Genomic DNA, 21,405 nt, shown 5'->3' with positions numbered 1-21,405 from the left:
GCGCAATGCTGTTTTTGACGGCATGAAGCGGGGATGATCCGCTCGACACTGACCGAACTCATGGCCTTTCTCCGCAATCCGCGCCCGATGGAGGCTACAGGGCTGAACGCCGATGGCGCGATCCCGCGCTGGTTGGTGCTCAGCGCGCTGCAAATCGCAGTGCTGGGGCTGGTGGTCATGCCGCTCATCCTGACATGGCAAAAGGCCTTCGGACTGCCATCGCCCAATGCGTTTGAGGGGCTTAGCCCATTGGCGTTGTGGGGTGGGGCGGTGTTGCTGGCACCTGTGCTGGAAGAGCTGTTCTTTCGCGGATGGATGAGCGGGCGGCCCGCTGCACTGTGGCTGACGGGCATCGTGATTGCTGCGCTCGCGCTTTTCATGATGGTGGGCAAAGGAAATCCGCTGGCGACCGGAGCGATTCTGCTGGGCACGCTGATTGCGGCTGGCGTCGCGTGGTTGCTCACGCGGCGCATTGGCGGAGCGCCGGGCTGGTTCATGCGCGTCTTTCCGGTGATGTTCTATCTGGTGACCGCGCTGTTCGCGCTGATGCACGTGTTCAACTACCCGCAGGTTAGCGCTGTGGTTTTGCCGATGGTGTTGCCGCAGTTCTGGTCTGGCCTGATGCTAGGCTATATTCGTGTTCGACAAGGGCTGCTCGCGGCAATCCTTGCACATGTTGCGTCAAATGCAGTCATGCTGACAGCAGCGTCGGCTGCGGGTTAGAGCACAACCGCCGTGCCGGTGACGCTGACCATCAGCATCGATCCGCGCGCCCCGATTGTCTCGTAATCGATATCGACGCCGATCACCGCATTGGCTCCGAATGCGCGGGCTTTGTCCTCCAACTCACGCAGGGCCTGCTCACGACCGCGTGCCAGCACTTCCTCATACTTACCGGAGCGCCCGCCGAATATATCGGTCACAGCGGCGAAGAAATCGCGCACGATGTTTGCGCCGAGGATCACTTCGCCAGTGACGATTCCGAGATGGCGTTGGACGGGGCGGCCTTCGACAATGCTGGTGGTGGTGATGAGCATTGTCTGACCGTAGCAGGTTGGATCGTGCGGTAAAGTCAGCTTCCCACCACCGTACCACCGTTAGGGTGAAGCACTTGTCCTGACATGTAGGATGAATCCTCGCAGGCAAGAAACAGGAAGCAGGGTGCAACTTCATTTGGCTGGCCGGGGCGGCCCATCGGTGTGCTCTCGCCGAAGTGTTCCAGCTTTTCGGGGGTAGCGCCGCCGCAGGGGTTGAGCGGGGTCCAGATCGGACCGGGGGCGACGGCATTTACGCGGATGCCGTCTTCGATCAGGCTTTCTGAAAGCGAGCGGGTGAACGCGGTGATCGCACCCTTGGTGCTGGCGTAGTCGAGCAACTCTGCCGAACCCTGATACATCGTTATCGAGGTGCAATTGATGATGGCAGCACCGGATTTGAGGTGCGGGCGCGCAGCTTGAACAAGGTAAAACATGGAGAAAATGTTGGTCTGGAACGTGCGCTGCAACTGGTTGGTGGTGATGTCGCGGATATCCTTGTCAGGATGCTGTTCGCCCGCGTTGTTGACCAGAATGTCAAGTTGGCCCCATTCGCAGATCACGAGATCGACCAGCGCGTGGGCCACTTCAGGATCGCCCAGATCACCTGAAAAGATAACTGTTTGCGCGCCCTCAGCTTCGCACAGTTCGCGCGTTTTTGCGGCGTCCTCGTCCTCGCAAAGATACGCGATGGCAACTTTGGCACCCTCGCGCGCAAAAAGCACGGCAGTGGCTCGGCCAATCCCGCTGTCAGCGCCTGTAATGAGGGCAATTTTGCCTTTGAGCCTGCCCGATCCTGGGTAGCGTGGCTGCCAGTCTGGCTGCGGGGCCAGCGTCGCTTCGCTCCCGGGCAGGCCGTCTTCATGAATCGGCGGGCGGATGGTGGCAGTGTGGTTCATCGGGCTATCCTGTTGAGACTACAGAAAGCCAATGACGCGGCGGGACGGCTGTTCCGTCCCGCTCGGGTTAATGCGATGAGTTGTGGTGTTTCAGTCGATGCCGAGAGCGTTCTTGTACGTTTCCAGCACGGCTTCCATCTCGCGGCGATCATCAGGTTTCATCTTCCGCAGGCGGACGATCTGGCGCATGATCTTGGCGTCATAGCCGGCGGTCGTCAGCGGTTTCGGCCATCGGGGAAGTCTCCGGGTAAGGGGCGTGAATCGGTTGGCCGGGCTGATAGACGCAGGCGTGGATTCGGGCAAAGCGGGGGCTGTGGAAATCTATCGCCGGAACGGAACGGTCAGTGCGTTCCGCCGTTCAGCTTGAGGCTTTCTTCCATGCGCGCCATCTGTTCCGGCGTGGCTTCGGTCTGGTAAGCCGCCTTCCATTCGTCAAACGCCATACCGTGGATGACAGCGCGGGCGGCTGTCTTGTCGCCTTCAAAACCGGCATCGCGAATCCAGTCAGACAGGCAATTGCGGCAAAAACCGGCAAGGCCCATCAGATCAATGTTCTGGGCATCGTGTCGCTTTTGCAGGTGCTTTACCAGGCGGCGGAAAGCGGCGGCGGAAATGTCATCTGGCAGACTATCGATTGCATTCGTATCCACTGTAATCGTCCTTGGGTTTTGAAATGGCATGGGCCATACGCGCGTTGAGAATTTCATACAGGAGTACAAGCGCGGTGGCCAAGCTCGATCCACGTTCCAGCATGGTTTTGGGACGCAAAGTAAAAATCCTTGCCACGGTTGGCCCGGCAAGCCGCGATCCTGAAATGCTGGAAAAGCTTTATCGCGCCGGGGCCGATGCCTTTCGCGTGAATATGAGCCACGGCGAACACGCGATCCACGCCGAAACCATCGCCAATATCCGCGCGCTGGAAAAAAAAGTGGACCGGCCAATCACCGTGCTTTGCGATCTGCAGGGGCCGAAACTGCGCGTCGGGAAGTTCAAGGAAGGGCGCGCTGTCATCCGCCATTCCGGGCACTTCACGCTAGACCGCAATCCTGAACCAGGTGACGAAACCCGTGTCTGCCTGCCGCACCCTGAACTGTTCGGCGTGCTGCAAAAAGGCCAGCGCCTGCTGATCGACGATGGCAAGCTACGGTTGCGGGTTATCCGGGCCGACGAGAACGAGATTCTGTGCTCTGCCGAAGTGGGCGGGGTGATTTCTGATCGCAAGGGCGTGAACGTGCCCGATGCGGTGGTGCCCGTGCCCGCGCTGACCGACAAGGATCGGCGTGATCTGGCATTCGCGGTGGAAAACGGCGCTGACTGGATCGCACTGTCGTTTGTTCAGCGGCCCGAAGACGTGGCCGAGGCGCGTAAGCTGATGGGCGGCTATGGCTCCCTGATGGCCAAGATCGAAAAGCCTGCGGCAATCTCGCGGTTGGAAGAGATCATCGAACTGTCCGATGGCATCATGGTGGCGCGCGGGGATCTGGGCGTAGAGCTGAACCCCGAAGAAGTGCCGCCGCTGCAGAAGCGCATCGTGGAAAGCGCGCGGCGGCAGGGCAAGCCGGTGGTCGTGGCCACGCAGATGCTCGAATCGATGATCGAGACGCCCACGCCAACCCGCGCCGAAGTTTCCGACGTGGCCAACGCGGTCTATGACGGTGCGGACGCAGTGATGCTTTCTGCCGAAACGGCGGCCGGTGCCTGGCCGGAAGAGGCGGTGACCATCATGCACCGTATCGCCGCGCAAGTGGAAGCCGATCCGGGCTATGCCGCGCGTGTCCACTTCATCGAAACGCTGCCTGATCCGACCACGGCAGACGCTTTGGCGCAGGCGGCAGCAAGTATCGTCAATACCTTGCCGATTGCCGGGATTATCGTGTTTACAGGCTCTGGATCAACCGCTCGCCGCGTGGCGCGTGAACGGTCTGCAGTGCCGATGCTTGTGCTGACACCTTCGCAAAAGACGGCGCGCAAGGTAGGCCTGCTGTGGGGCGCTCATGCCGTCAGCACCAAGGACATCGGCAGCTTCGAAGAGATGATCGCCAAGGGCAAGCGCATGGCGCTGCGCCACGGGTTCGGCACTGCCGGATCGAGGCTGATCGCGCTGGCAGGCGTTCCCTTCGGTACACCGGGCGCGACGAATCTTCTGCATGTGGTGACGCTGACCGGTGACGAGCTTGATCGTTACAGCCGACAATAGTGTAAATAGGCCACACTTGCGCGCTCAATTTAATTGATCGATTGAAAACAGGTTGATCCTGATGCTGCGTCGTCCATTTTGCGCCCACAAAACAATGGGAGTTATGGATGCCGAAGAATTTCAAGGTCGCTCTGCGTGCAGGGTTTACCGGTGGTTTGAGTGTAATTGCGCTGCTGGCATTGGGTGCTGGCGGTGCCCATGCGCAGGAAGCTGATCAGGCAGATCAGCAGATGTCGTCGATTGACATGCTTAACGCCGACATCATCGTGACGGCCACCAAAAAGAAGAACGTTGAGAATGTTCAGGCGGTGCCGATGGCGATTACCGCTTTCAACGCCGATACACTGCAAGCGCTTCAGGTGCGCGATCTCCAGACGCTGACATTCAGCGCGCCGAACGTTTCGCTCGATCAGGCTGGCACCTCGCGTGGCACGGCCAACTTTTCGATCCGCGGGCTTGGCGTGAACAGCTCGATTCCTTCGATCGACCCCACCGTCGGCGTGTTCGTCGACGGTGTTTATATCGGCGTGAACGCTGGTCTGGTGTTCGATGTCTTCGACCTCGGCTCCATCGAAGTGGCGCGCGGTCCGCAGGGCATCCTTTATGGTCGCAACACCACCGGCGGCGCGGTGCTGATCAACACCGGCGATCCCACTTCGGACTTCCGCGGCAATTTCCGCGTGTTCTATGAAGGCCCGGTCGATTCCGGGCGCGGTTCGGGCAACTTTGCCGCTCAGGCGGTGATTTCCGGCCCACTGATCAAGGATAAGCTGAACTTCAAGCTTGGCGGTTACGTCAACAACGATCAGGGCTATTTCAAGAACCTGTTCGATGGCACCGATTTTGGCAAGGCCAGCACCGAGATCGTGCGCGGTGCGCTGGAATTCCTGCCCAGCGACACTGTCCGCATGGTGGCAAAGGTGGAATACTTCACCAGCAATGGCGATGGTCCTGCGGGACAGAACCATGGCGTTTACAGCCGCGACACGTTTGATTTCGCGGTCGACAATCGCGGCTTTTACCGGAACGAGGCGTGGTTCGCGACGCACAAGACCGAAATCGACATTGGCGATGGCCAGTTGACCAACATCTTCGGTTTCCGCGATTTCAAGTCGGCCACCAGCGGCGATATCGATGCGCTGCCTGTGTTCCGTTTCCATTCGGAAACCCAATTCAACCAGCGCCAGTATTCGAACGAGCTGCGCTACAACGTGCGACTTGGCAATCTTGACCTGACCACCGGCGGCTTCTGGTTCCAGCAGGATCTCGGCTATGACGAAATCCGTCGCTACCCAGCCTTCATCAGCCCGCTGACTCAAATCGGTGGTGGTCGGCAGGATCATGAAGTGCTCGGCCTGTTCGTGGCGGGTGATTATGATGTGACCGAAAAGCTGACTTTGACGGCAGGTATCCGCTGGTCGCGCGAGGACAAGGATGCGGCCGTCACCTATATTCGTCCTCGCCCAACCTGCTCGGTGGTGGCGGAATCCTGCCCTACGTCCGGTGTCAACCCGATCATCCCGACTGAAAACAACGGCTTCACTGACAAACGCCGGTGGGAAAACTGGAGCCCGAAAGTGGGCTTCCAGTATCGCTTCAACAACGATGCGCAGGTCTATGGCAACTGGTCGCGCGGGTTCCGTTCGGGTGGCTACAACTTCCGTATCACCAATGCCCGCGCGTTCGAGCTGCTGGCAGGAGTTGGTGGACCTAACCCGCAATATGCCTTCGACGAGGAGCAGGTCGACAGCTTCGAACTGGGCGTGAAATACCGCTCGCCCGATCGCAAGCTGACGCTGAACCTTGCTGCCTTCCGCACCGATGTGAAGAACATGCAGCGCGAAGTGAACGAGGGCTCGGCCGCAGGTGTCGCGCAATCGATTTTCAACACCGCCGATGCGCGGATTGATGGCATCGAAGGCGAAGGCCGCTTTGCGCTGAACAGCAACATCCTGTTCACGGCCAACTTCGGCTATATCAACGGGCGCTACCGCAAGGTGCTGTTCGATCTTTCAAGCGATGGCGTGGTGAACGATGTTGATCGCCAGCTAGCCCTGCCGCGCCTGCCCAAGTGGACGTATGGTGCCGGCACCGTCCTCGATTTCCCGGTCGGTGACGACAAGAGCATCATGGCGCGTGCAAACTGGCAGTTCCGTGACCGGTTTGCCTATACCGACAACAACTTTGGCTGGATCACTTCGGCAGACAACCTCGATGCCTCGATCAGCTATCGTACCGGCGGGCTGACCTTCACGCTCTATGGCCGCAATCTGCTGGATCAGGTGCAGCATGGTGGTGATACGCAGCTTGGCAGTGGAGCGGCGCAGATCCCCGTGTTCGGCGGTCCGCTTTCGACAGGCGTGAATCGGCCGTTTGCCGAAAATCCCGCAGTTGGCACGTTCTCACCGCTGGTGCGTGGGCGCGTTCTGGGGATTGAGGTGAACGCCAACTTCTGATGCAGGCAGCAGGCCGGGCAGATGCAAATCTGCCCGGCCCAGCCTTTGCAATCAGTGCGTCTTGGCTTTGATCGTTGCCAGCCGTGGCGGCTCGCGTCCGGCGCGCTTGTCCGAAGCCATGACGCAGTTCTTGCCAGCCTTTTTCGCGGCATAGAGTGCAGCGTCGGCGATAGGCAGGATGTCGGTGGCCGATGTTGCCGTTTCGGGAACCGCTGCAACGCCAAGCGACGCACTGATTGCGCATTCATGGCTGGCGCTGAGTGACTCAATCCGCTCGCGCAGCGCTTCGGCCTTCTCGAGGGCGTCTTCCAGCGAGCAATCAGGCAGGATCACCACCAGTTCCTCGCCGCCATAACGGCACACGACATCGGTGGGACGCAGTGCGCCAACGATTTGAGCGGCAACATCACGCAACACGGCATCGCCCTTGGCGTGGCCGTGCTCGTCGTTCAGCTTCTTGAAGTTGTCGAGATCGAGCATGACCACCGCTGTGCTGGCCCCGGTTCGCGAACCGAGCGAGACGAAGCGTTCGAGCGCGTCTTCCATATAGCGGCGGTTGTACAGCCCGGTCAGCGGATCGCGCAGCGATTGCGTCCGCAGCTTTTCACGCAGTGCGATGTTGGAAAGCGCCAGGGACATAGAATCCGCCAGCGCACGGCCAAGGCGGCGCATTTCCATCAGCCGGTCGAATGCGCCGTCGATTTCAGGGTGCGTGATGATCAACAGTCCATGCAACTGCCCGCACGCCATCATCGGCAGTTCAACACTGGCAATGTTCGTACCATGATGCGCACAGCACAGGGTGCTGTCGCCCGGTGCATTGATATGCGGCTTTCCGCGCTTCAACGCCCAGCAGTTGGATGGCGAGAGCATTTCGGGCGCATCGAAGCCTTCGGGCATGTCCCATGCGCGCGCGAGATCGAGCCGGTCGCGCGAGTTGTTGAACACCAGCAGTGCGGCACCATAACCTGGCAGCAGGCGGCGCGAAGTGGCCATGAGCACCGAGCCTGCATCTTCGTACGTCTCGGCGGCCTGCAGCATGTCGGTCATCGCGAACAGTTCCTGGATCTGCTCGCGCGAATCGCGGGTCTGGCGGAACTGCTGTTGTTGGCGCAGGCGTATCGACATGGCAACGTGGCGCAGGATCATTTGCAGGCCAAAGACACCGATGAGTCCGAACGTGGCAATCATGGCGAGATGATCGTGCAACGCTTCATCGACATACAGCGTAAGGAGTACCGCACCCAGCACGATGGCCTGCGCAACCATTGCGCCGCGATGCGCGCGGTCCAGCAGGCGGTCGTCGGCGAGCAGTCTGCGCTGCTCAGGTGATGGCACTGTTGCCATGCGATTCGTTCTCCCCGGGGTCACATACTTTTGGCCTGTGGACCGGGCAGATTGGGTTAAGCCCGACGGCAGTAGAATGCCGTCTGACGCAGACATCTGAAATTAAGGTTAAATCGGGCTGTTTTTCAGCGGCTTCCGAACAGGGCAGAGCCAACGCGGACGTGCGTTGCGCCTAGTTGCACCGCAACTTCCAGATCCTCGCTCATCCCCATCGACAGGCAAGGCAGGCAGTGATCGTCAGCCAGCTTGTCGAGCAGAGCAAAGAACGGCGCGGATTCGATGTCGGCGGGCGGAACGCACATCAGGCCGATGACTTCGATCCCGGCACCGCGTGCCTGATCGAGCAATACAGACAGATCGGCGACTGAACAGCCGCCTTTTTGCTCTTCGGCACCGATGTTGACCTGGATAAAACAAGGAACCTTGCGACCCAATCTGTCCTGCGCCTTACCCAATGCGGTAACCAAACTCGCGCGATCAAGCGAATGGATGCAATCGAACAACGCTACGGCGTCTTCAGCCTTGTTCGATTGGAGCTGGCCGACAAGATGCAGCGTCACATCGGGGTGTGCAGCGCGGATGTCCGGCCATTTGGCCTGCGCTTCCTGCACGCGGTTCTCGCCGAACACGCGCTGTCCCTCGGCAATCAGGCTGAGTATTGCCTCAACGGGCTTGGTCTTGGAAATGGCGATCAGCGTCACGTCCTCTGCCTTGCGCCCGGCGATCCGGGCGGCCTTGGCGATGCGTGTGCGAACATTGTCGAGCGGCGATGAAGGGACTGCCTGTTCCATGGCGCGGTGCTATAGCGCGAGGATGGGAAAGCGCCAGAGGCCGAAAAGGCAGCAAGTGCCGCGATGCGTGCTGTTGACCGATGCGCGCAATGATGCCGGGCTGGAGCGCGCGATCCGACGGTTGCCGCGTGGGAGTGCGCTGGTGTTCCGGCACTATCATCTGGCAAATGCCGCGCGGCGGCGCAGGTTTGAAGAGTTGCGCAGGTTGGCGCACGGGTGCGGGCTGTTGGTAATCGGCTCACGTGTGCCCGCAAGCTGGTACACTGATGGGACATATGGCGCAGCAGACGAAGTGGCGGGCAAGCCCGGCCTCCGGCTGGCGACGGCACATTCGCTGCGTGAAATCGCCATGGCGGCGCGCGAGGGCGCTGATGCCGTGCTCCTCTCGCCAGTATTTGCAACGCGCTCTCATCCAGGAGCAGCAGCACTGGGTACGGTTCGTTTTCTGCTGCTGGCAAGGCGATCCCCGCTACCGGTCATCGCGCTCGGTGGCATGACACGGGCGCGCGCTGTGCGGTTGCCGGTGGCAGGCTGGGCTGCGATTGATGGTTTGGCGTAACGCATCAAAGCGCTGATTCACCGCATTTCCTGTCGGGATTCTTGACGGTGAGTCCCCATCGGGCGCATGATGGCGCGATCAAGGGCAGGGATACGCGAAGACATGGCAAGCCGGGCAGGATCATCCGCACGCACAAGCGGCGCTGACTGGCGTGCCGTGCTGCGCCGTTCCGTGCGCCGCAGCTTCGAACTGATCGGCGGGGCTGTGCTGGCCGGTGCGATGCTGTTTCTGGCGCTTGCGCTGGTGAGCTATACCCAGACCGACCCTTCGGGCAGCACCGCATCGGGCAGTCCGGTGGAAAACTGGATGGGCCTTGCCGGAGCTTGGGCGGCAGAGCGCGTGCTGCTGTTCTTCGGCCTGCCCGGCGCGCTGCTGTTACCGCTGCTGTGGGTCTTTGCGCGGCGACTTTGGGGAGCCGAAAGCGATCTGATCGACTTTGACGAGGATGAAGAACCCGCGCCCGAACCACGCTGGTGGCGGCCCACACTGCTGCTGTTCGTGGCGATGGCGCTGCTCGGGCTGGCACTGTCATTATGGGGTGCCGGAGCTGCAAGCCGGTTACCGGCAGGGCCGGGCGGGCTTGCCGGGTTGCTTGGCGCTGCAGCAATTACCGCTCTGGCCGACCTTGTGCCGCAAGTTTCGCAGGCGTGGTTTACTGTGCCAGTGGGACTGGCGGCGCTGGCAGGCGGCATGGCGATTGCCAGCCGGATCTTCGCGTTTGATTGGGGGCAGATGCTTTCACTCCCGCCATTCATGCGACGTGCGCCACGTGCGGCGAGGCTGGTCGATGAAAGCGACGCGCCTGCGCCCACCCCCAAGCGCGAACGACGCGAGAAGGAAACGCGCGCAGCAGCCGAGGACATCGACGTCGACGATGCGATGGCACAGCGCAAGCCGACCGAGATCAGCGATTCCACCCGCGCGCCCGTGCTGGCCGCCGCCATGCCGAAGGCGCGGCAGGGGGATTTGTTCGACAAATTTGAGCTGCCCTCGATAGAGTTGCTTGTCGAAGCCCCAGCCGGGGCGACGCAGAAGGTCGACAAGCTGGCGCTGGAACGCAATGCGCGCCTGCTTGAAAACGTGCTCGACGATTTCAACGTGAAGGGCGAAATCACTGCCGTGCGCACCGGGCCGGTCGTCACGATGTACGAACTGGAACCTGCGCCGGGTATCAAGGCCAGTCGCGTAATTGGCCTGGCCGACGATATTGCCCGCAACATGAGCGCGATCTCCGCGCGTGTCTCGTCCATTCCGGGCCGCACTGTCATGGGCATCGAATTGCCCAACGCGATCCGCGACATGGTCAGCTTCCGAGAATTGATCGCCTGCGAGAAGTTTGCCAGCTCCAAGGCCTTGCTGCCGATCATTCTGGGCAAGGACATTGCGGGCGAACCTATCGTGGCCGATCTTGCCACCATGCCGCACTTGTTGGTCGCGGGCACCACCGGTTCGGGCAAGTCGGTGGGGCTGAACTGCATCCTGCTGTCGCTTCTGTACCGTTTGACGCCCGCTCAGTGCCGTTTGATCCTGGTCGATCCCAAAGTGCTGGAACTGAAGTCCTATGACGACATCCCGCACCTGCTTTCCCCCGTGGTCACCGAACCGGCCAAGGCGGTGCGTGCGCTGAAGTGGGCGGTGGAGGAAATGGAGCGGCGCTACCGGCAGATGTCGTCGATTGCTGTGCGCAATATTTCGGGCTTCAACGAAAAGGTGCGCGCAGCACAGGCCAAGGGCAAGCCGCTGGGCCGCCGCATTCAGGTGGGCTTCGATCCCGATACGGGTGAGGAACTGTTCGAGGAGCAGCAGCTCGATTACGAAGTGCTGCCGCAGATCGTTGTCATCGTCGATGAACTGGCCGATCTTATGGTGACGGTGGGCAAAGAAGTCGAAGTCCTGATCCAGCGCCTTGCGCAGAAAAGCCGCGCGGCCGGTATCCATCTGATCATGGCCACGCAGCGCCCTTCGGTTGACGTCATCACCGGCGTGATCAAGGCCAACCTGCCCACGCGCATCTCGTTCGCGGTCACCAGCCGGATCGACAGCCGCACCATCCTTGGCGAGCAGGGCGCAGAGCAACTGCTGGGCAAGGGCGACATGCTCTACAAGCCCAACAACGATCCGTTGAAGCGCGTCCACGGACCGTTCGTGAGCGACGAAGAGGTTGAAAAGGTTGCCGATCACTGGCGCGGACAGGGCAGCCCCGACTATGTCGATTCGGTTACCGAGGAGCCGGAAGATGGCGGCTTTGGTTTCGACGATATCGATAGCGCTTCGGACAATCCCGAAGATCGCAAGTATCGGCAGGTGTGCCAGTTGGTCTTCGAAAGCCAGAAGGCGAGCGCGAGCTGGATCCAGCGCCAGATGGGCGTGGGATACAACACCGCCTCCAAATGGATTGAGCGGATGGAAGCCGACGGGCTGGTTGGCCCTGCCAACCACGTCGGGCGGCGCGAGATCTATCGCGACAAGGATGGCAATGTGCTTTGATCGCTCCCAACTAAGTGTGAACAGAATTTATACTACAATGTTGGCTGAAATTCACTTTTGTTGCGCAGCAGCATTAACTGCCTTCTAAACTTGTCGCGTTATTGCGGCGCCATGATTCGTGGACTGGGACGTTTTCTGGCCTTTGTCCTGCTTGTGTCGCTCGGTAGTGTCGCGGCATTTGCAGATGCTGGCACCGTGCCCGTTGCGAGCGTCTGCCATGCCGAGGCTCCGATCAATGAGACCTGGTCTGAAGTGGCAGCACAGCCTTCGCGCTGGCGGTGCGATGGTAAGGGCTGGACGCTCGCCACGCAGACCGTGCTGATTCGCTTCGACTTGCCTGACACCACCAATCGACTGCTTCCACAGAGCCTGACCACGCATACCGGCAATTTCGAGCGGATTGATGTGGGCGTGATTGATCGGCAAGGCCGCGCGAACTGGGCCTCGTACTGGCCGGGAGACGTGCGCCATCTTGCCACCGGTCCTTACATGACCATTCCGGTGCCGGGTGTGACTGCTGAAACGGCGCAGATCGCCGTGAGAATGGTGCGGCCCTGGGGCAAGACAAGTTTGAGTGAAATGCGGCTTGATCCGTTCGCCGAAGGAAGCGGTTGGCCGCTGCAACTGATCGTGGCCATGGCGGCGACTTGCGGGATGTTGCTGGTGCCGCTGTTGATCAACACGGCGTTCTATTCGGTCCTGCCTGAGCGCTATGTGATCTGGCATCTCGTGATGGTGTCGGCCATGCTCGCGCAGGCAGCTTTTGCCACGGGATTTGCCCATCTGTTTTTCCAGCCAGCCATGCAGTGGGAATGGCAGGCTTCGAACGTCGCCTTTGCTACTATGGCGGGTGCAGGGCTGCTGTTTGCAACGAATTTCATTGAAGAAGATCGGCTTGATCCCCGGTTGCGCAAGCTGTCGGCGCGCCTCGCCCCGATGATGTGGCTAGTGGGAGTCCTGACCAGCGTTCCGATAGAAGCGGTCCGGCCCTACTCGTCGCTCACCATGCATCTGTCGGTGGGAGTCGCAATCATCATGCTCGTGATCGCGATGATTGATGCGGGCCGCCGGGGTAGCCGCGCGGTACGCTTCCTGTTTTTCGGTTGGACCCCGCTCATGGCCATTGGCGCTTGGCGCATCTTGGCGCATTTTGCGCCAATGCTGCATCCCACAGAGGCCATCCTTCCCTACCAGATTTCGCTGGTTTTCGAAGTGCTGGTAACTGCCTTGGGCATCGTCAACCGCTTTGTTGAAGTGCGCGAGGAGCGTGACGAAGCCACCGCGCGCGCGCTGGAACTGGAAGGTGTGGCCGATCGCGACCCCCTGACTGGCCTGCGCAACCGCCGCACGATCGAGGCACGGTTCGAAGAGCTGTTCCGGCGTGGCTTCCGCACGATGGCAGTAATCGATCTCGATCACTTCAAGGTGGTGAACGACACACACGGCCACGCGACCGGGGATATGGTGTTGTGCGCCGTCGCCCATGCACTGACCGATGATCGCGATACGCGCGCGATCCGTATGGGGGGCGAGGAGTTCCTGCTGTTGCTGCGCGGCCACGATGCCGCAGCCCGCGCGGAACGCTGCCGCCGTGCCATCAGCGCGCGAATTACCACGGAAGTGCCGGGGCTGGAACGGATCGTTACGGCCAGCATGGGGCTGGTTGAACACGATACTCGCGGCAACCTGCAGATCGACTTTGCATCGCTCTATGCCCGCTGTGACCAGTTGCTCTACGAGGCCAAGCGCTTGGGCCGCAACCGCACGATGCGCGAGAAAGTGACCGGGTTCCAGCCTGCCTTGGCAGAGGCAGTTTAAGGCAGGAACGGCGCGGCGACATCCTTGGGCACGCGCAGGATGTGGCCCGAGGCGCGGTCGATGATCGCCCACGTAGTCTTTGCGCTGACTATCACCTTGCCCGCCGCATTGCGGAAATCGACACGCCGATCAAACCGCGCGCCGGTGGGTGGTTCGGGGATGAAGGTTTCGGCGGTGACGCTTTCGCCTTCGGAAATGTTGCCGCGATAATCGATCTCGTGCCGGGTCACGACCCAGATGTAGGCTGCCTGATGTTCGGCGCTTGCCACTGCCGCCCAATGCGCGGTCGCAATGTCCTGAATCCAGTTCACCCACACCGCGTTGTTGACGTGGCCAAGTTCGTCGATGTGTTCAGGCCCGGCGGTGAAGGTGAGGGTGTGGCGATTGCTCAAGCAGGCACCCCTAACTGCCACAGGATAAAGGCAAATTCCTCCGCCGTTTCCTTCAAGCTCTCGAACCGGCCCGACTTGCCGCCATGCCCCGCGCCCATGTTGGTCTTGAGGATCAGTTCGTTGGTGTCGGTCTTTGCCTCGCGCAGGCGGGCCACCCACTTGGCGGGTTCCCAGTAGGTCACGCGCGGGTCGTTAAGCCCTGCGGTCACCATCAGCGGCGGATAGGCCTGCGCGCGGATCTGATCATAGGGCGAGTACGACTGGATCAGTTCGAACGCGGCCTTGTCCTCGATCGGGTTGCCCCATTCGGGCCATTCGCCCGGCGTCAGCGGCAGGTCTTCGTCCAGCATCGTGTTCAGCACATCGACAAACGGCACGTGCGCCACGACTGCGCCCCACAGATCAGGGTCGGAATTGATTACCGCGCCCATCAGTTCGCCGCCAGCCGATCCGCCCGAAATGCTGATCTTTCCGGCCTGGGTAAAGCCGCGCTCGATCAGGCCTTTGGCTACATCGACGAAATCCTTGAACGTGTTGGTGCGCGCTTCCAGCTTGCCCGCCTTGTACCACGCGCGGCCGAGATCATCGCCGCCCCGGATATGCGCGATGGCATAAGCAAAACCGCGATCCACAAGGCTGAGGCGCGTGGTGGAGAAGCCGGGGCCAATGGCGATCCCATAAGCACCATAGCCATAGAGGTGCAGCGGTCCACCCGCCGCGCGATCCTTGCGCCACACCACGCTGACCGGCACCATCGTGCCATCGCGTGCGGCAATCTCTAACCGTGCGGTTTCATAGAGCGAGGCGTCATAGCCGCTGGGAATTTCCTGCACTTTCAGCAGCGTCAGGCTTTGCGCCGCCACATCGTAATCATAGACCGAGGCCGGGCTGACCATCGATTCATAGCCTACGCGCAGCACCTGCATGTCCCATTCGGGATTGTCGCCCAGTGATGCTTCATAGCTGGCTTCGGGGAAAGCGATGGGCTGCACCCGCGTGGGATCGTCGTAATACCGCAGTTCGATCCGGTCCAACCCGCGCACGCGGCCTTCGACTACATAGAAATCGCGGAACAGTTCGAAGCCGGTCAAGTAGAAATCGTCCGTGCCTTCGATCAGCGTGGACCATTCGCCGGGATTGTCGAGCGGTGCGGTGGCGAGGCGGAAGTTTTCGTGCGTGTCGTTGGCGTGGATATAAAGCACGCCGTCACGTTCATCGACGTCATACTCCACACCCTTTTGCCGGCGCTTCACCAGCAGAGGCGTTGCCAGCGGGTCATCGGCAGGGACAAGCCGGACTTCGCCGGTTTCGTGATCCCCGGTCGAAATGATGAGCCACTTTTCATTGGCCGAAAGCGCCGCGCCAACGCGGAAGCCCTCGTCATCCTCGTGATAGAGTTCGACATCGCTTTCCAGCGGCTGGCCGATCCAATGCAGGCGGGCATTGTCGGTCCGCCAGTTTTCATTGGCGAGGGAGTAGACGAGGCCAGTATCGTTCTTCACCCAGATCAGGCCGGACAGCGTGCCGGGGATCTCGTCGGGCAGCACTTCACCCGTGGCGATCACTTTGATCCGTGCGGTAAAACGTTCGGAACCGTTGTCATCGACCGACCACGCCAGCTTCGTCCCGTCGGCTGACACCGCAATCGCGCCGAGGCGGAAGTATTCCTTGCCCTCTGCCAGCGCCACTTCATCGAGGATCAGTTCGTCGGCGCTGCCATCGTCAGGCGCGCCAACCGGCCTGCGCCACCACTCCTTGTATTCCGCGCCGTCTTCGAACTCGATCCAGTAGAGCCAGTTGCCATCCTTTTGCGGGACGGACTTGTCAGCCTCTTTGATGCGTGCGCGCATTTCCTTGAACAGCCCGTCAATCACCGGCTGGCGTTCGTCCATCCGGCTTTTGAACCAAGCGTTTTCGGCTTCGAGGTGGGCCAGCACTGCCTTGTCGGTCACTTCAGGGTAGCCGGGATCGCGCAGCCATGCGTAATCGTCGGTAACAGGAGGTGTGGCAATGCTCATCCCTCGCATCTATGTTGCTTGCATGATGCCCGCAAGGCGGGCCGCCCACATTCAGGACCAAGACCATGCTGATGCACACACACGAAACCCGCCTAGACGCCTTGCGCAAGCAACTGGTGAAGGACGGGCTGGACGGCTTTGTCATCCCGATTTCCGACGAACACATGAGCGAATATGTCGGCACCTATGCCCAGCGGCTGGAATGGTTGACCGGATTTGGCGGATCGGCAGGCACGGCGGTGGTGCTGGCCGATGAGGCCGCGATCTTTGTCGATGGGCGCTATACGCTGCAGGTGTGCGATCAGGTGGATGGCAAACTGTGGTCGTACCAGTCGGTGCCGCAGACGAGCGTGGCAGCGTGGCTGGGCGAACACGCGCCCAAGGGTGCGAAGATCGGCTACGACGCATGGCTCCATGGCAAGGGCTGGGCCGAAGAAGCGGCAAAGGCGTTGCAGGTGCGTGGCGCTACGCTCGTGCCGGTTTCGGCCAATCCGGTGGACGCCGTGTGGCAGGATCAACCAATGCCCTCACTCGCCCCGGCGGTGCCCCATGCCGATGAACATGCGGGCAAGTCTGCGCATGAAAAACGTGCCGAAGTGGCCGAATGGCTGGGAGCGAAGGGTTTGGATGCGGCAGTGGTTTCGGCGCTCGATTCGGTGGCATGGCTGCTCAACATCCGTGGCGCGGACGTGGACCGCACGCCGGTGGCGCTGTCCTATGTGATCGCCCATGCCGATGGTACGGCTGACCTGTTCATCGCGCCTGAAAAGGTCACTCCTGAACTGACCGCGCATCTCGGCAATGCCGTGCGTGTGCAGCCGCGCGAGGCTTTCGTGCCCACGCTGGAGCAGTTGAAGGGCCGCAAGGTCGCGGTCGATCCCGAACGTGCGGTCGCGGCGATTTTCCACGCGCTCGAAGGCGCAGGGGCCGAAGTTGTGGCGGTGACCGATCCGGTGGTCCTGCCCAAGGCGATCAAGAACCCGGTCGAGCAGGCCGGTCACCGCGCCGCGCAGGCACGCGATGGCGCCGCGATTGTGCGCTTCCTGCGCTGGGTTTCGGTGGAGGCCCCGAAGGGCGGTGTTACCGAGCTATCTGCAGCAGACCGTCTGCAAGCCTTCCGCGCGGAGACCGGGCTTTTGCGTGATCTGTCGTTCGACACGATCTCGGGCGCGGGGCCGAACGGGGCGGTGGTTCACTACCGCGTAAGCGAAGAGACGAGCCGGAATTTGGAGCCGAACAGCGTCTATCTGGTCGATTCGGGCGGGCAGTATCTTGATGGCACGACGGACATTACGCGCACCGTCTGGGTCGGCCCCGATGCACCGCCTGCTGAGGTCAAGGATCGCTTCACCCGCGTGCTCAAAGGCCACATCGCGCTGGCCCGCGCGGTATTTCCCAAGGGTACGGCTGGTAGCCAGTTGGACAGCTTTGCTCGCCAGTTCCTGTGGTCGGCCGGGCTGGATTATGCGCATGGGACGGGGCACGGCGTGGGCAGCTTCCTTGCTGTGCACGAAGGCCCGCAACGCATTGCCAAGGCCAGCGGCGGGCAAGCCGGCACGGGGCAGGAGTTGCTTCCGGGCATGATCCTTTCCAACGAACCCGGATATTACAAGACTGGCGAATACGGCATCCGCATCGAAAATCTGGTGCTGGTCGAACGGCGCGACATCGCGGGCGCCGAAGGCGAGTTCTACGGTTTTGAAACGCTCACCTTTGCGCCGATCGCACGCGATCTGGTGGATATGGCACTGCTTTCGGCCGAAGAGCGCGACTGGCTGAACAGCTATCACACCAAAGTGCGTTCGGTGCTGGCGCCACAGCTTTCGGACGATGACCTGGCATGGCTGGACGCTGCCTGCGCAGTCTTGTGACGGTCACATTGTTCCCGTATTGTTCTTTCTCCCCGATTCGCGGGGTGGAGGAACACTGCCATGATCGGATATGTCACCGTTGGTACCAATGATCTGGAACGCGGCGCAAAATTCTATGATGCGATCGCCGCCGAACTGGGCGTTGGCCGCATGATGGAATGGGATGGCGCAATTGCCTGGGGCGCACCGGGTGGCGGCGCGGGAATTGGCCTGACAAAGCCTTTCGATGGCAACGTCGCATCCGTAGGCAATGGCGTGATGGTTGCGTTTGAGGCCAAGGACAATGCGCAGGTGGATCGGATTCATGCCATCGCGCTGGCCAGCGGCGGCACCTGCGAGGGCGCTCCGGGGCCGCGCGGCGATACGTTCTATGCCGCCTATTTCCGCGATCCCGATGGCAACAAGTTGAACGCTTTCGTGATGGGTTGAACCGCTTCGCTTGCGCCGGGATGAACGCAAGACACCCGGCGCGACAAATTGCGACAATTAACCCCGCTCCCCGGCATAGTCGCGCGACATGCTGCGCCTAGATAGGTGTCACAGGAACTGCGGTCGCCCTCCCAAATCCCCCGGGCAAGGCTTCCCTCCCCCTCTCCTTGCAAAGGGGCGGCTGCAGTTTCTGACCCCTTTGTTGCTCAAGGAGCACCACGATGAAAAAATTCCAGATAGCTGCCGCCGCCGCCGTTATGGCGACCGCCTCGGTGGCCCTATATTCCGCTTCGCCCGCCATGGCTCAAAAGATGGACGCCGATGGCGACAAGACCGTCACCTGGGCCGAGATGAAGACCAAGGCTGACGCGATGTGGGCCAAGCTTGATCTCAACAAGGACGGCAAGCTCGACAGCGCCGATCGTGATGCCAAGATGGGCATGATGTTCGACAAGATCGACACCGACAAGAACGGCTCGGTCAGCCGCGCAGAATTCATGGCGCATCACAGTGCGATGAAGGGCCGCGGTATGGGTGCCGACAAGATGGCGGCCGGGCCAGAAGGCAAGCGCGAAGGCTGGAAAGGCCGTGGCAAGGGCCGCATGGGCCATCACGGGATGATGGGTGGTGCCATGCAGATGGCCAAGATGGCCGATACCAACAAGGACGGCGCAGTCTCGCGCGCGGAATTCGACGCCGGTGTGAAGATGCACTTCGATATGGCCGACGCGAACAAGGACGGCAAGATCACGCCTGACGAGCGCCGCGCTGCCATGAAGGCGATGCGTGACAAGATGGGCATGGGCAAGATGCGCGGCTCGATGGGCAATGGACCGGCGCCCACGCCTCCTGCTAACTGAATGTCATGAACGAAGCGCCGATCCGTATTCTCCTGGTCGATGACGAACCGGCCCTGCGTGAGCCCCTGGCGGACTATCTGGTCCGGCAGGGGTTTGCCGTAACACAGGCCGGCACCGCTGCCGAAGCCCGCAGCCGGTTGAACGAGGCCGGGTGCGATCTCGTACTGCTCGACATCATGATGCCCGGTGAGGACGGGCTTTCGTTTTGCCGCCATCTGGTTGAGGCAAAGCGGCTGCCAGTGATCTTCATTACGGCCAAGGGCGAATCTACCGATCGTATCGTCGGTCTGGAAATCGGCGCTGACGACTATGTGGTGAAACCGTTCGACCCGCGCGAACTGGTGGCGCGCATCCGCTCGGTCCTGCGGCGCGCGACCAAGCAATCGAGCGAAGTTTCCGACGCGGTCATCTATGAATTCGAAGGCTGGCGGCTCGATCCGCTCAAGCGTCGGCTGATCGACCGCGAAGGCGCGGTTGTGGCCATTTCTTCGGCTGAATTCCGCCTTCTGCTGGCTTTTCTCGATCACCCTCGGCAAGTGCTCGACCGTGATCGCCTGCTCGACATGGTGCAGGGCCGCGAAGCGCATCTGTTTGATCGCGCGGTGGACAACCAGATTTCGCGCCTGCGCCGCAAGGTTGAGGTCGACAGCCGCAATCCGCAACTGATCCAGACCGTGTGGGGCGGCGGCTATATGCTCGCCACCGAAGTGCGCAAACGCCCTGCTACGGACGCGGAAAGCTGAGCGACATGGGGGGCATTCGTCTGTGGCCGCGCAGTTTGCAGGGGCAGGTCCTGCTGGCTATCGCGCTGGCATTGCTGGTGGCGCAAACCATTTCGGCCGTGCTGATCTGGCGCGAACAAAGCCATCGCCGCGAAGTCTCGATGGTCAGTTCAGCCGCCTTCCGTCTGATCGGGCCGACGCCTGAGGAGCGAAGGCAGCGGCGTGGTGAAAGGCACGGTGATGGCGAAGATCGCGCACCGTCGCCCTTCCGGCTTTTGCACACCGATCAGTCGCCACAGCGTATCGGTGAACGCCGTTTGCCTCGCGTGGAGCGCGAACTTGCCGAAGTTCTCAGCTCGCAAGGCGTGGATGCTGTCGAAGTCGTGGTGTTTGAACGCAACCCCATGAAAGACGGGCCAAGTCTTGAGTTCTGGCAGCGCAACAAGCGGAAGCTGGCTGCGGTATCCAACGAACCCATGCCGCGTCTGGTCATTGCGTCGATCCGGCGGCCATCGGGAGGTTGGACGTCCACCCGCGTCTTCACCGAAGGCCGTGAGATGCGCGTGCTGGCCCCGCTCGTGGGGCAGACCATCGTGCTCTACCTCGTGCTGGTGGGCACGATGGCTTGGATATTGCGCCGTATGGCGCGGCCGCTCAAGGCGTTGACCCGGCGGGTCGAGGACTTCGCCGGCAACCGTGCGCTCGACGGGCAATTGCAGCCCGAAGGGCCGGAGGATATCCAGGGCCTGATCGTGGCGCACAATGCGATGGAAGCCCGCATCGCGGCGATGCTCGATGAAAAGGACGTGATGCTCGGCGCAATCGGGCACGACCTCAAGACGCCCCTGGCGGCCCTTAGAGTGCGCATAGAGGCCGTTGAGGACGATACAGAGCGCGGCCGGATGGCAGCGACGATCGAAGACATCAACCGCTCGCTGGATGATATTCTCTCGCTGGCACGGGTTGGCCGTCCTTCTGATCCGGTGGAGCCGACCGAACTTGCAGCGCTGGTCGCTGATGTGATCGGCGAGTTCGAGGACATGGGCGAGCCGGTGGAACTGGGCGAGACGGATCGCATTGTCCTGCCGGTGCGCGCAACATGGATGCGCCGCGCGCTGCGCAATCTCGTGTCCAACGCCATGCGCTATGGCGAGCGCGCACGGGTTTCGCTCCACCGTGAAGGGCAGACGGCCATGCTGCGAATCGAGGACGATGGCCCGGGTATCCCGGAAAACGAGATCACGCGCATGATGGAACCGTTCACCCGGCTCGACGCGTCGCGCAACAGCAGCACGGGCGGCAGCGGGCTAGGCCTTACACTCGCCCGCGCGATTGCCGACCAGCATGGTGGAACATTGACACTGACCAACCGGCGTGGACTGGATGGAAAGGTGTTGGGCCTGACCGCTATCGTGCAATTGCCAATCGGGGCATAGTCAACCGTAGTTGGTCGGACGTGAAAGGCGCTTTGTCGAAAGGATTCGCGAGGTGGCGGACCGGTTGCTAGTGTAACCAATCTTTCAGG

General features: G+C 61.3%; 18 protein-coding genes and 1 pseudogene. 11 read left to right on the top strand and 8 right to left on the bottom strand.

Annotated elements, in window-relative coordinates:
- The first annotated feature begins 33 nt into the window (after window positions 1–33).
- The gene (locus B7X90_RS10480) at window positions 34–723 is read left to right on the top strand and encodes a CPBP family glutamic-type intramembrane protease (RefSeq protein WP_292624253.1); all 690 of its coding nucleotides are present in this window, start codon (window positions 34–36) and stop codon (window positions 721–723) included.
- Here B7X90_RS10480 and B7X90_RS10475 read toward each other — a convergent pair.
- The 4 genes and pseudogenes from B7X90_RS10475 to B7X90_RS10460 form a co-directional block, all read right to left on the bottom strand.
- Window positions 720–1,037 (bottom strand): heavy metal-binding domain-containing protein, encoded by a 318-nt coding sequence (locus B7X90_RS10475; protein WP_292624251.1) that lies wholly within the window; start codon window positions 1,035–1,037, stop codon window positions 720–722. The two genes, B7X90_RS10480 and B7X90_RS10475, sit on opposite strands and share 4 nt — an antisense overlap.
- Before the next feature lie 35 nt (window positions 1,038–1,072).
- Window positions 1,073–1,933: an SDR family oxidoreductase gene (locus tag B7X90_RS10470; RefSeq protein ID WP_292624249.1), complete on the bottom strand. Its 861-nt coding sequence runs from the start codon at window positions 1,931–1,933 to the stop codon at window positions 1,073–1,075.
- Between the two features lie 90 nt (window positions 1,934–2,023).
- Window positions 2,024–2,140: pseudogene (locus B7X90_RS10465) on the bottom strand (GapR family DNA-binding domain-containing protein); the annotation flags it as partial.
- A 134-nt stretch (window positions 2,141–2,274) separates the two neighbouring features.
- The gene (locus B7X90_RS10460; protein ID WP_292624247.1) at window positions 2,275–2,583 is read right to left on the bottom strand and encodes a DUF1244 domain-containing protein; all 309 of its coding nucleotides are present in this window, start codon (window positions 2,581–2,583) and stop codon (window positions 2,275–2,277) included.
- Between the two features lie 101 nt (window positions 2,584–2,684).
- On the opposite strand from B7X90_RS10460, the gene pyk reads away from it, so the two are divergent.
- Both pyk and B7X90_RS10450 read left to right on the top strand, forming a co-directional pair.
- The gene (gene pyk / locus B7X90_RS10455; RefSeq protein ID WP_292624287.1) at window positions 2,685–4,130 is read left to right on the top strand and encodes a pyruvate kinase; all 1,446 of its coding nucleotides are present in this window, start codon (window positions 2,685–2,687) and stop codon (window positions 4,128–4,130) included.
- A gap of 107 nt (window positions 4,131–4,237) precedes the next feature.
- The gene (locus B7X90_RS10450; RefSeq protein ID WP_292624245.1) at window positions 4,238–6,586 is read left to right on the top strand and encodes a TonB-dependent receptor; all 2,349 of its coding nucleotides are present in this window, start codon (window positions 4,238–4,240) and stop codon (window positions 6,584–6,586) included.
- A 51-nt stretch (window positions 6,587–6,637) separates the two neighbouring features.
- Here the strand turns inward: B7X90_RS10450 and B7X90_RS10445 are convergent, their stop codons facing one another.
- Both B7X90_RS10445 and B7X90_RS10440 read right to left on the bottom strand, forming a co-directional pair.
- On the bottom strand, window positions 6,638–7,933 hold the full coding sequence (locus tag B7X90_RS10445; RefSeq protein WP_292624243.1) for a GGDEF domain-containing protein: 1,296 nt from the start codon (window positions 7,931–7,933) through the stop codon (window positions 6,638–6,640).
- 125 nt (window positions 7,934–8,058) lie between these two features.
- Window positions 8,059–8,724, bottom strand: coding sequence for a YggS family pyridoxal phosphate-dependent enzyme (locus B7X90_RS10440; RefSeq protein ID WP_292624242.1), 666 nt, complete (start codon window positions 8,722–8,724; stop codon window positions 8,059–8,061).
- Window positions 8,725–8,791: 67 nt separating this feature from the next.
- On the opposite strand from B7X90_RS10440, the gene B7X90_RS10435 reads away from it, so the two are divergent.
- The 3 genes from B7X90_RS10435 to B7X90_RS10425 all read left to right on the top strand — a co-directional run bounded on the left by B7X90_RS10435 (window position 8,792) and on the right by B7X90_RS10425 (window position 13,588).
- A complete protein-coding gene (locus B7X90_RS10435; RefSeq protein WP_366409681.1) occupies window positions 8,792–9,283 on the top strand; it encodes a thiamine phosphate synthase in 492 nt (163 codons plus the stop codon).
- A gap of 102 nt (window positions 9,284–9,385) precedes the next feature.
- Complete coding sequence (locus B7X90_RS10430) at window positions 9,386–11,770, top strand: DNA translocase FtsK 4TM domain-containing protein (protein WP_292624238.1); 2,385 nt, start codon at window positions 9,386–9,388, stop codon at window positions 11,768–11,770.
- A 111-nt stretch (window positions 11,771–11,881) separates the two neighbouring features.
- Window positions 11,882–13,588: a diguanylate cyclase gene (locus B7X90_RS10425; protein ID WP_292624237.1), complete on the top strand. Its 1,707-nt coding sequence runs from the start codon at window positions 11,882–11,884 to the stop codon at window positions 13,586–13,588.
- Here B7X90_RS10425 and B7X90_RS10420 read toward each other — a convergent pair.
- Window positions 13,585–13,980, bottom strand: a complete 396-nt coding sequence (locus B7X90_RS10420) for an acyl-CoA thioesterase (RefSeq protein WP_292624235.1) — start codon at window positions 13,978–13,980, stop codon at window positions 13,585–13,587. The genes B7X90_RS10425 and B7X90_RS10420 overlap by 4 nt on opposite strands.
- Window positions 13,977–15,998 (bottom strand): S9 family peptidase, encoded by a 2,022-nt coding sequence (locus B7X90_RS10415; protein WP_292624233.1) that lies wholly within the window; start codon window positions 15,996–15,998, stop codon window positions 13,977–13,979. The genes B7X90_RS10420 and B7X90_RS10415 overlap by 4 nt, the downstream gene beginning before the upstream one ends.
- Window positions 15,999–16,069: 71 nt before the next feature.
- Here B7X90_RS10415 and B7X90_RS10410 point away from each other — a divergent pair, with 71 nt between their 5' ends.
- The 5 genes from B7X90_RS10410 (at window position 16,070) to B7X90_RS10390 (ending at window position 21,316) form a co-directional block, all read left to right on the top strand.
- Window positions 16,070–17,869: an aminopeptidase P family protein gene (locus B7X90_RS10410; protein ID WP_292624285.1), complete on the top strand. Its 1,800-nt coding sequence runs from the start codon at window positions 16,070–16,072 to the stop codon at window positions 17,867–17,869.
- Between the two features lie 60 nt (window positions 17,870–17,929).
- Window positions 17,930–18,298, top strand: coding sequence for a VOC family protein (locus B7X90_RS10405; RefSeq protein ID WP_292624231.1), 369 nt, complete (start codon window positions 17,930–17,932; stop codon window positions 18,296–18,298).
- 221 nt (window positions 18,299–18,519) lie between these two features.
- Window positions 18,520–19,158 (top strand): EF-hand domain-containing protein, encoded by a 639-nt coding sequence (locus tag B7X90_RS10400; protein WP_292624229.1) that lies wholly within the window; start codon window positions 18,520–18,522, stop codon window positions 19,156–19,158.
- A gap of 5 nt (window positions 19,159–19,163) precedes the next feature.
- Window positions 19,164–19,901, top strand: coding sequence for a response regulator (locus B7X90_RS10395; protein ID WP_292624228.1), 738 nt, complete (start codon window positions 19,164–19,166; stop codon window positions 19,899–19,901).
- Window positions 19,902–19,906: 5 nt separating this feature from the next.
- A complete protein-coding gene (locus B7X90_RS10390; RefSeq protein ID WP_292624226.1) occupies window positions 19,907–21,316 on the top strand; it encodes an ATP-binding protein in 1,410 nt (469 codons plus the stop codon).
- Window positions 21,317–21,405 lie beyond the last annotated feature (89 nt).

It is taken from the genome of Novosphingobium sp. 17-62-19 (genome assembly GCF_002256775.1).
GTDB lineage: Bacteria > Pseudomonadota > Alphaproteobacteria > Sphingomonadales > Sphingomonadaceae > Novosphingobium.
Note: the sequence above shows the minus strand (reverse complement) of the source record. Positions and strands in the feature narration are given on the sequence as shown.

What these genes read in the sequence shown, in the direction of transcription:
- B7X90_RS10475 (WP_292624251.1), bottom strand. Translation starts at nt 1,037, where the DNA reads ATGCTCATCACCACCACCAGCATTGTCGAAGGCCGCCCCGTCCAACGC.
- B7X90_RS10470 (WP_292624249.1), bottom strand. Translation starts at nt 1,933, where the DNA reads ATGAACCACACTGCCACCATCCGCCCGCCGATTCATGAAGACGGCCTG.
- B7X90_RS10445 (WP_292624243.1), bottom strand. Translation starts at nt 7,933, where the DNA reads ATGGCAACAGTGCCATCACCTGAGCAGCGCAGACTGCTCGCCGACGAC.
- pyk (WP_292624287.1), top strand. Translation starts at nt 2,685, where the DNA reads ATGGTTTTGGGACGCAAAGTAAAAATCCTTGCCACGGTTGGCCCGGCA.
- B7X90_RS10395 (WP_292624228.1), top strand. Translation starts at nt 19,164, where the DNA reads ATGAACGAAGCGCCGATCCGTATTCTCCTGGTCGATGACGAACCGGCC.
- B7X90_RS10400 (WP_292624229.1), top strand. Translation starts at nt 18,520, where the DNA reads ATGAAAAAATTCCAGATAGCTGCCGCCGCCGCCGTTATGGCGACCGCC.
- B7X90_RS10390 (WP_292624226.1), top strand. Translation starts at nt 19,907, where the DNA reads ATGGGGGGCATTCGTCTGTGGCCGCGCAGTTTGCAGGGGCAGGTCCTG.
- B7X90_RS10440 (WP_292624242.1), bottom strand. Translation starts at nt 8,724, where the DNA reads ATGGAACAGGCAGTCCCTTCATCGCCGCTCGACAATGTTCGCACACGC.
- B7X90_RS10410 (WP_292624285.1), top strand. Translation starts at nt 16,070, where the DNA reads ATGCACACACACGAAACCCGCCTAGACGCCTTGCGCAAGCAACTGGTG.
- B7X90_RS10425 (WP_292624237.1), top strand. Translation starts at nt 11,882, where the DNA reads ATGATTCGTGGACTGGGACGTTTTCTGGCCTTTGTCCTGCTTGTGTCG.
- B7X90_RS10450 (WP_292624245.1), top strand. Translation starts at nt 4,238, where the DNA reads ATGCCGAAGAATTTCAAGGTCGCTCTGCGTGCAGGGTTTACCGGTGGT.
- B7X90_RS10430 (WP_292624238.1), top strand. Translation starts at nt 9,386, where the DNA reads ATGGCAAGCCGGGCAGGATCATCCGCACGCACAAGCGGCGCTGACTGG.
- B7X90_RS10480 (WP_292624253.1), top strand. Translation starts at nt 34, where the DNA reads ATGATCCGCTCGACACTGACCGAACTCATGGCCTTTCTCCGCAATCCG.
- B7X90_RS10415 (WP_292624233.1), bottom strand. Translation starts at nt 15,998, where the DNA reads ATGAGCATTGCCACACCTCCTGTTACCGACGATTACGCATGGCTGCGC.
- B7X90_RS10405 (WP_292624231.1), top strand. Translation starts at nt 17,930, where the DNA reads ATGATCGGATATGTCACCGTTGGTACCAATGATCTGGAACGCGGCGCA.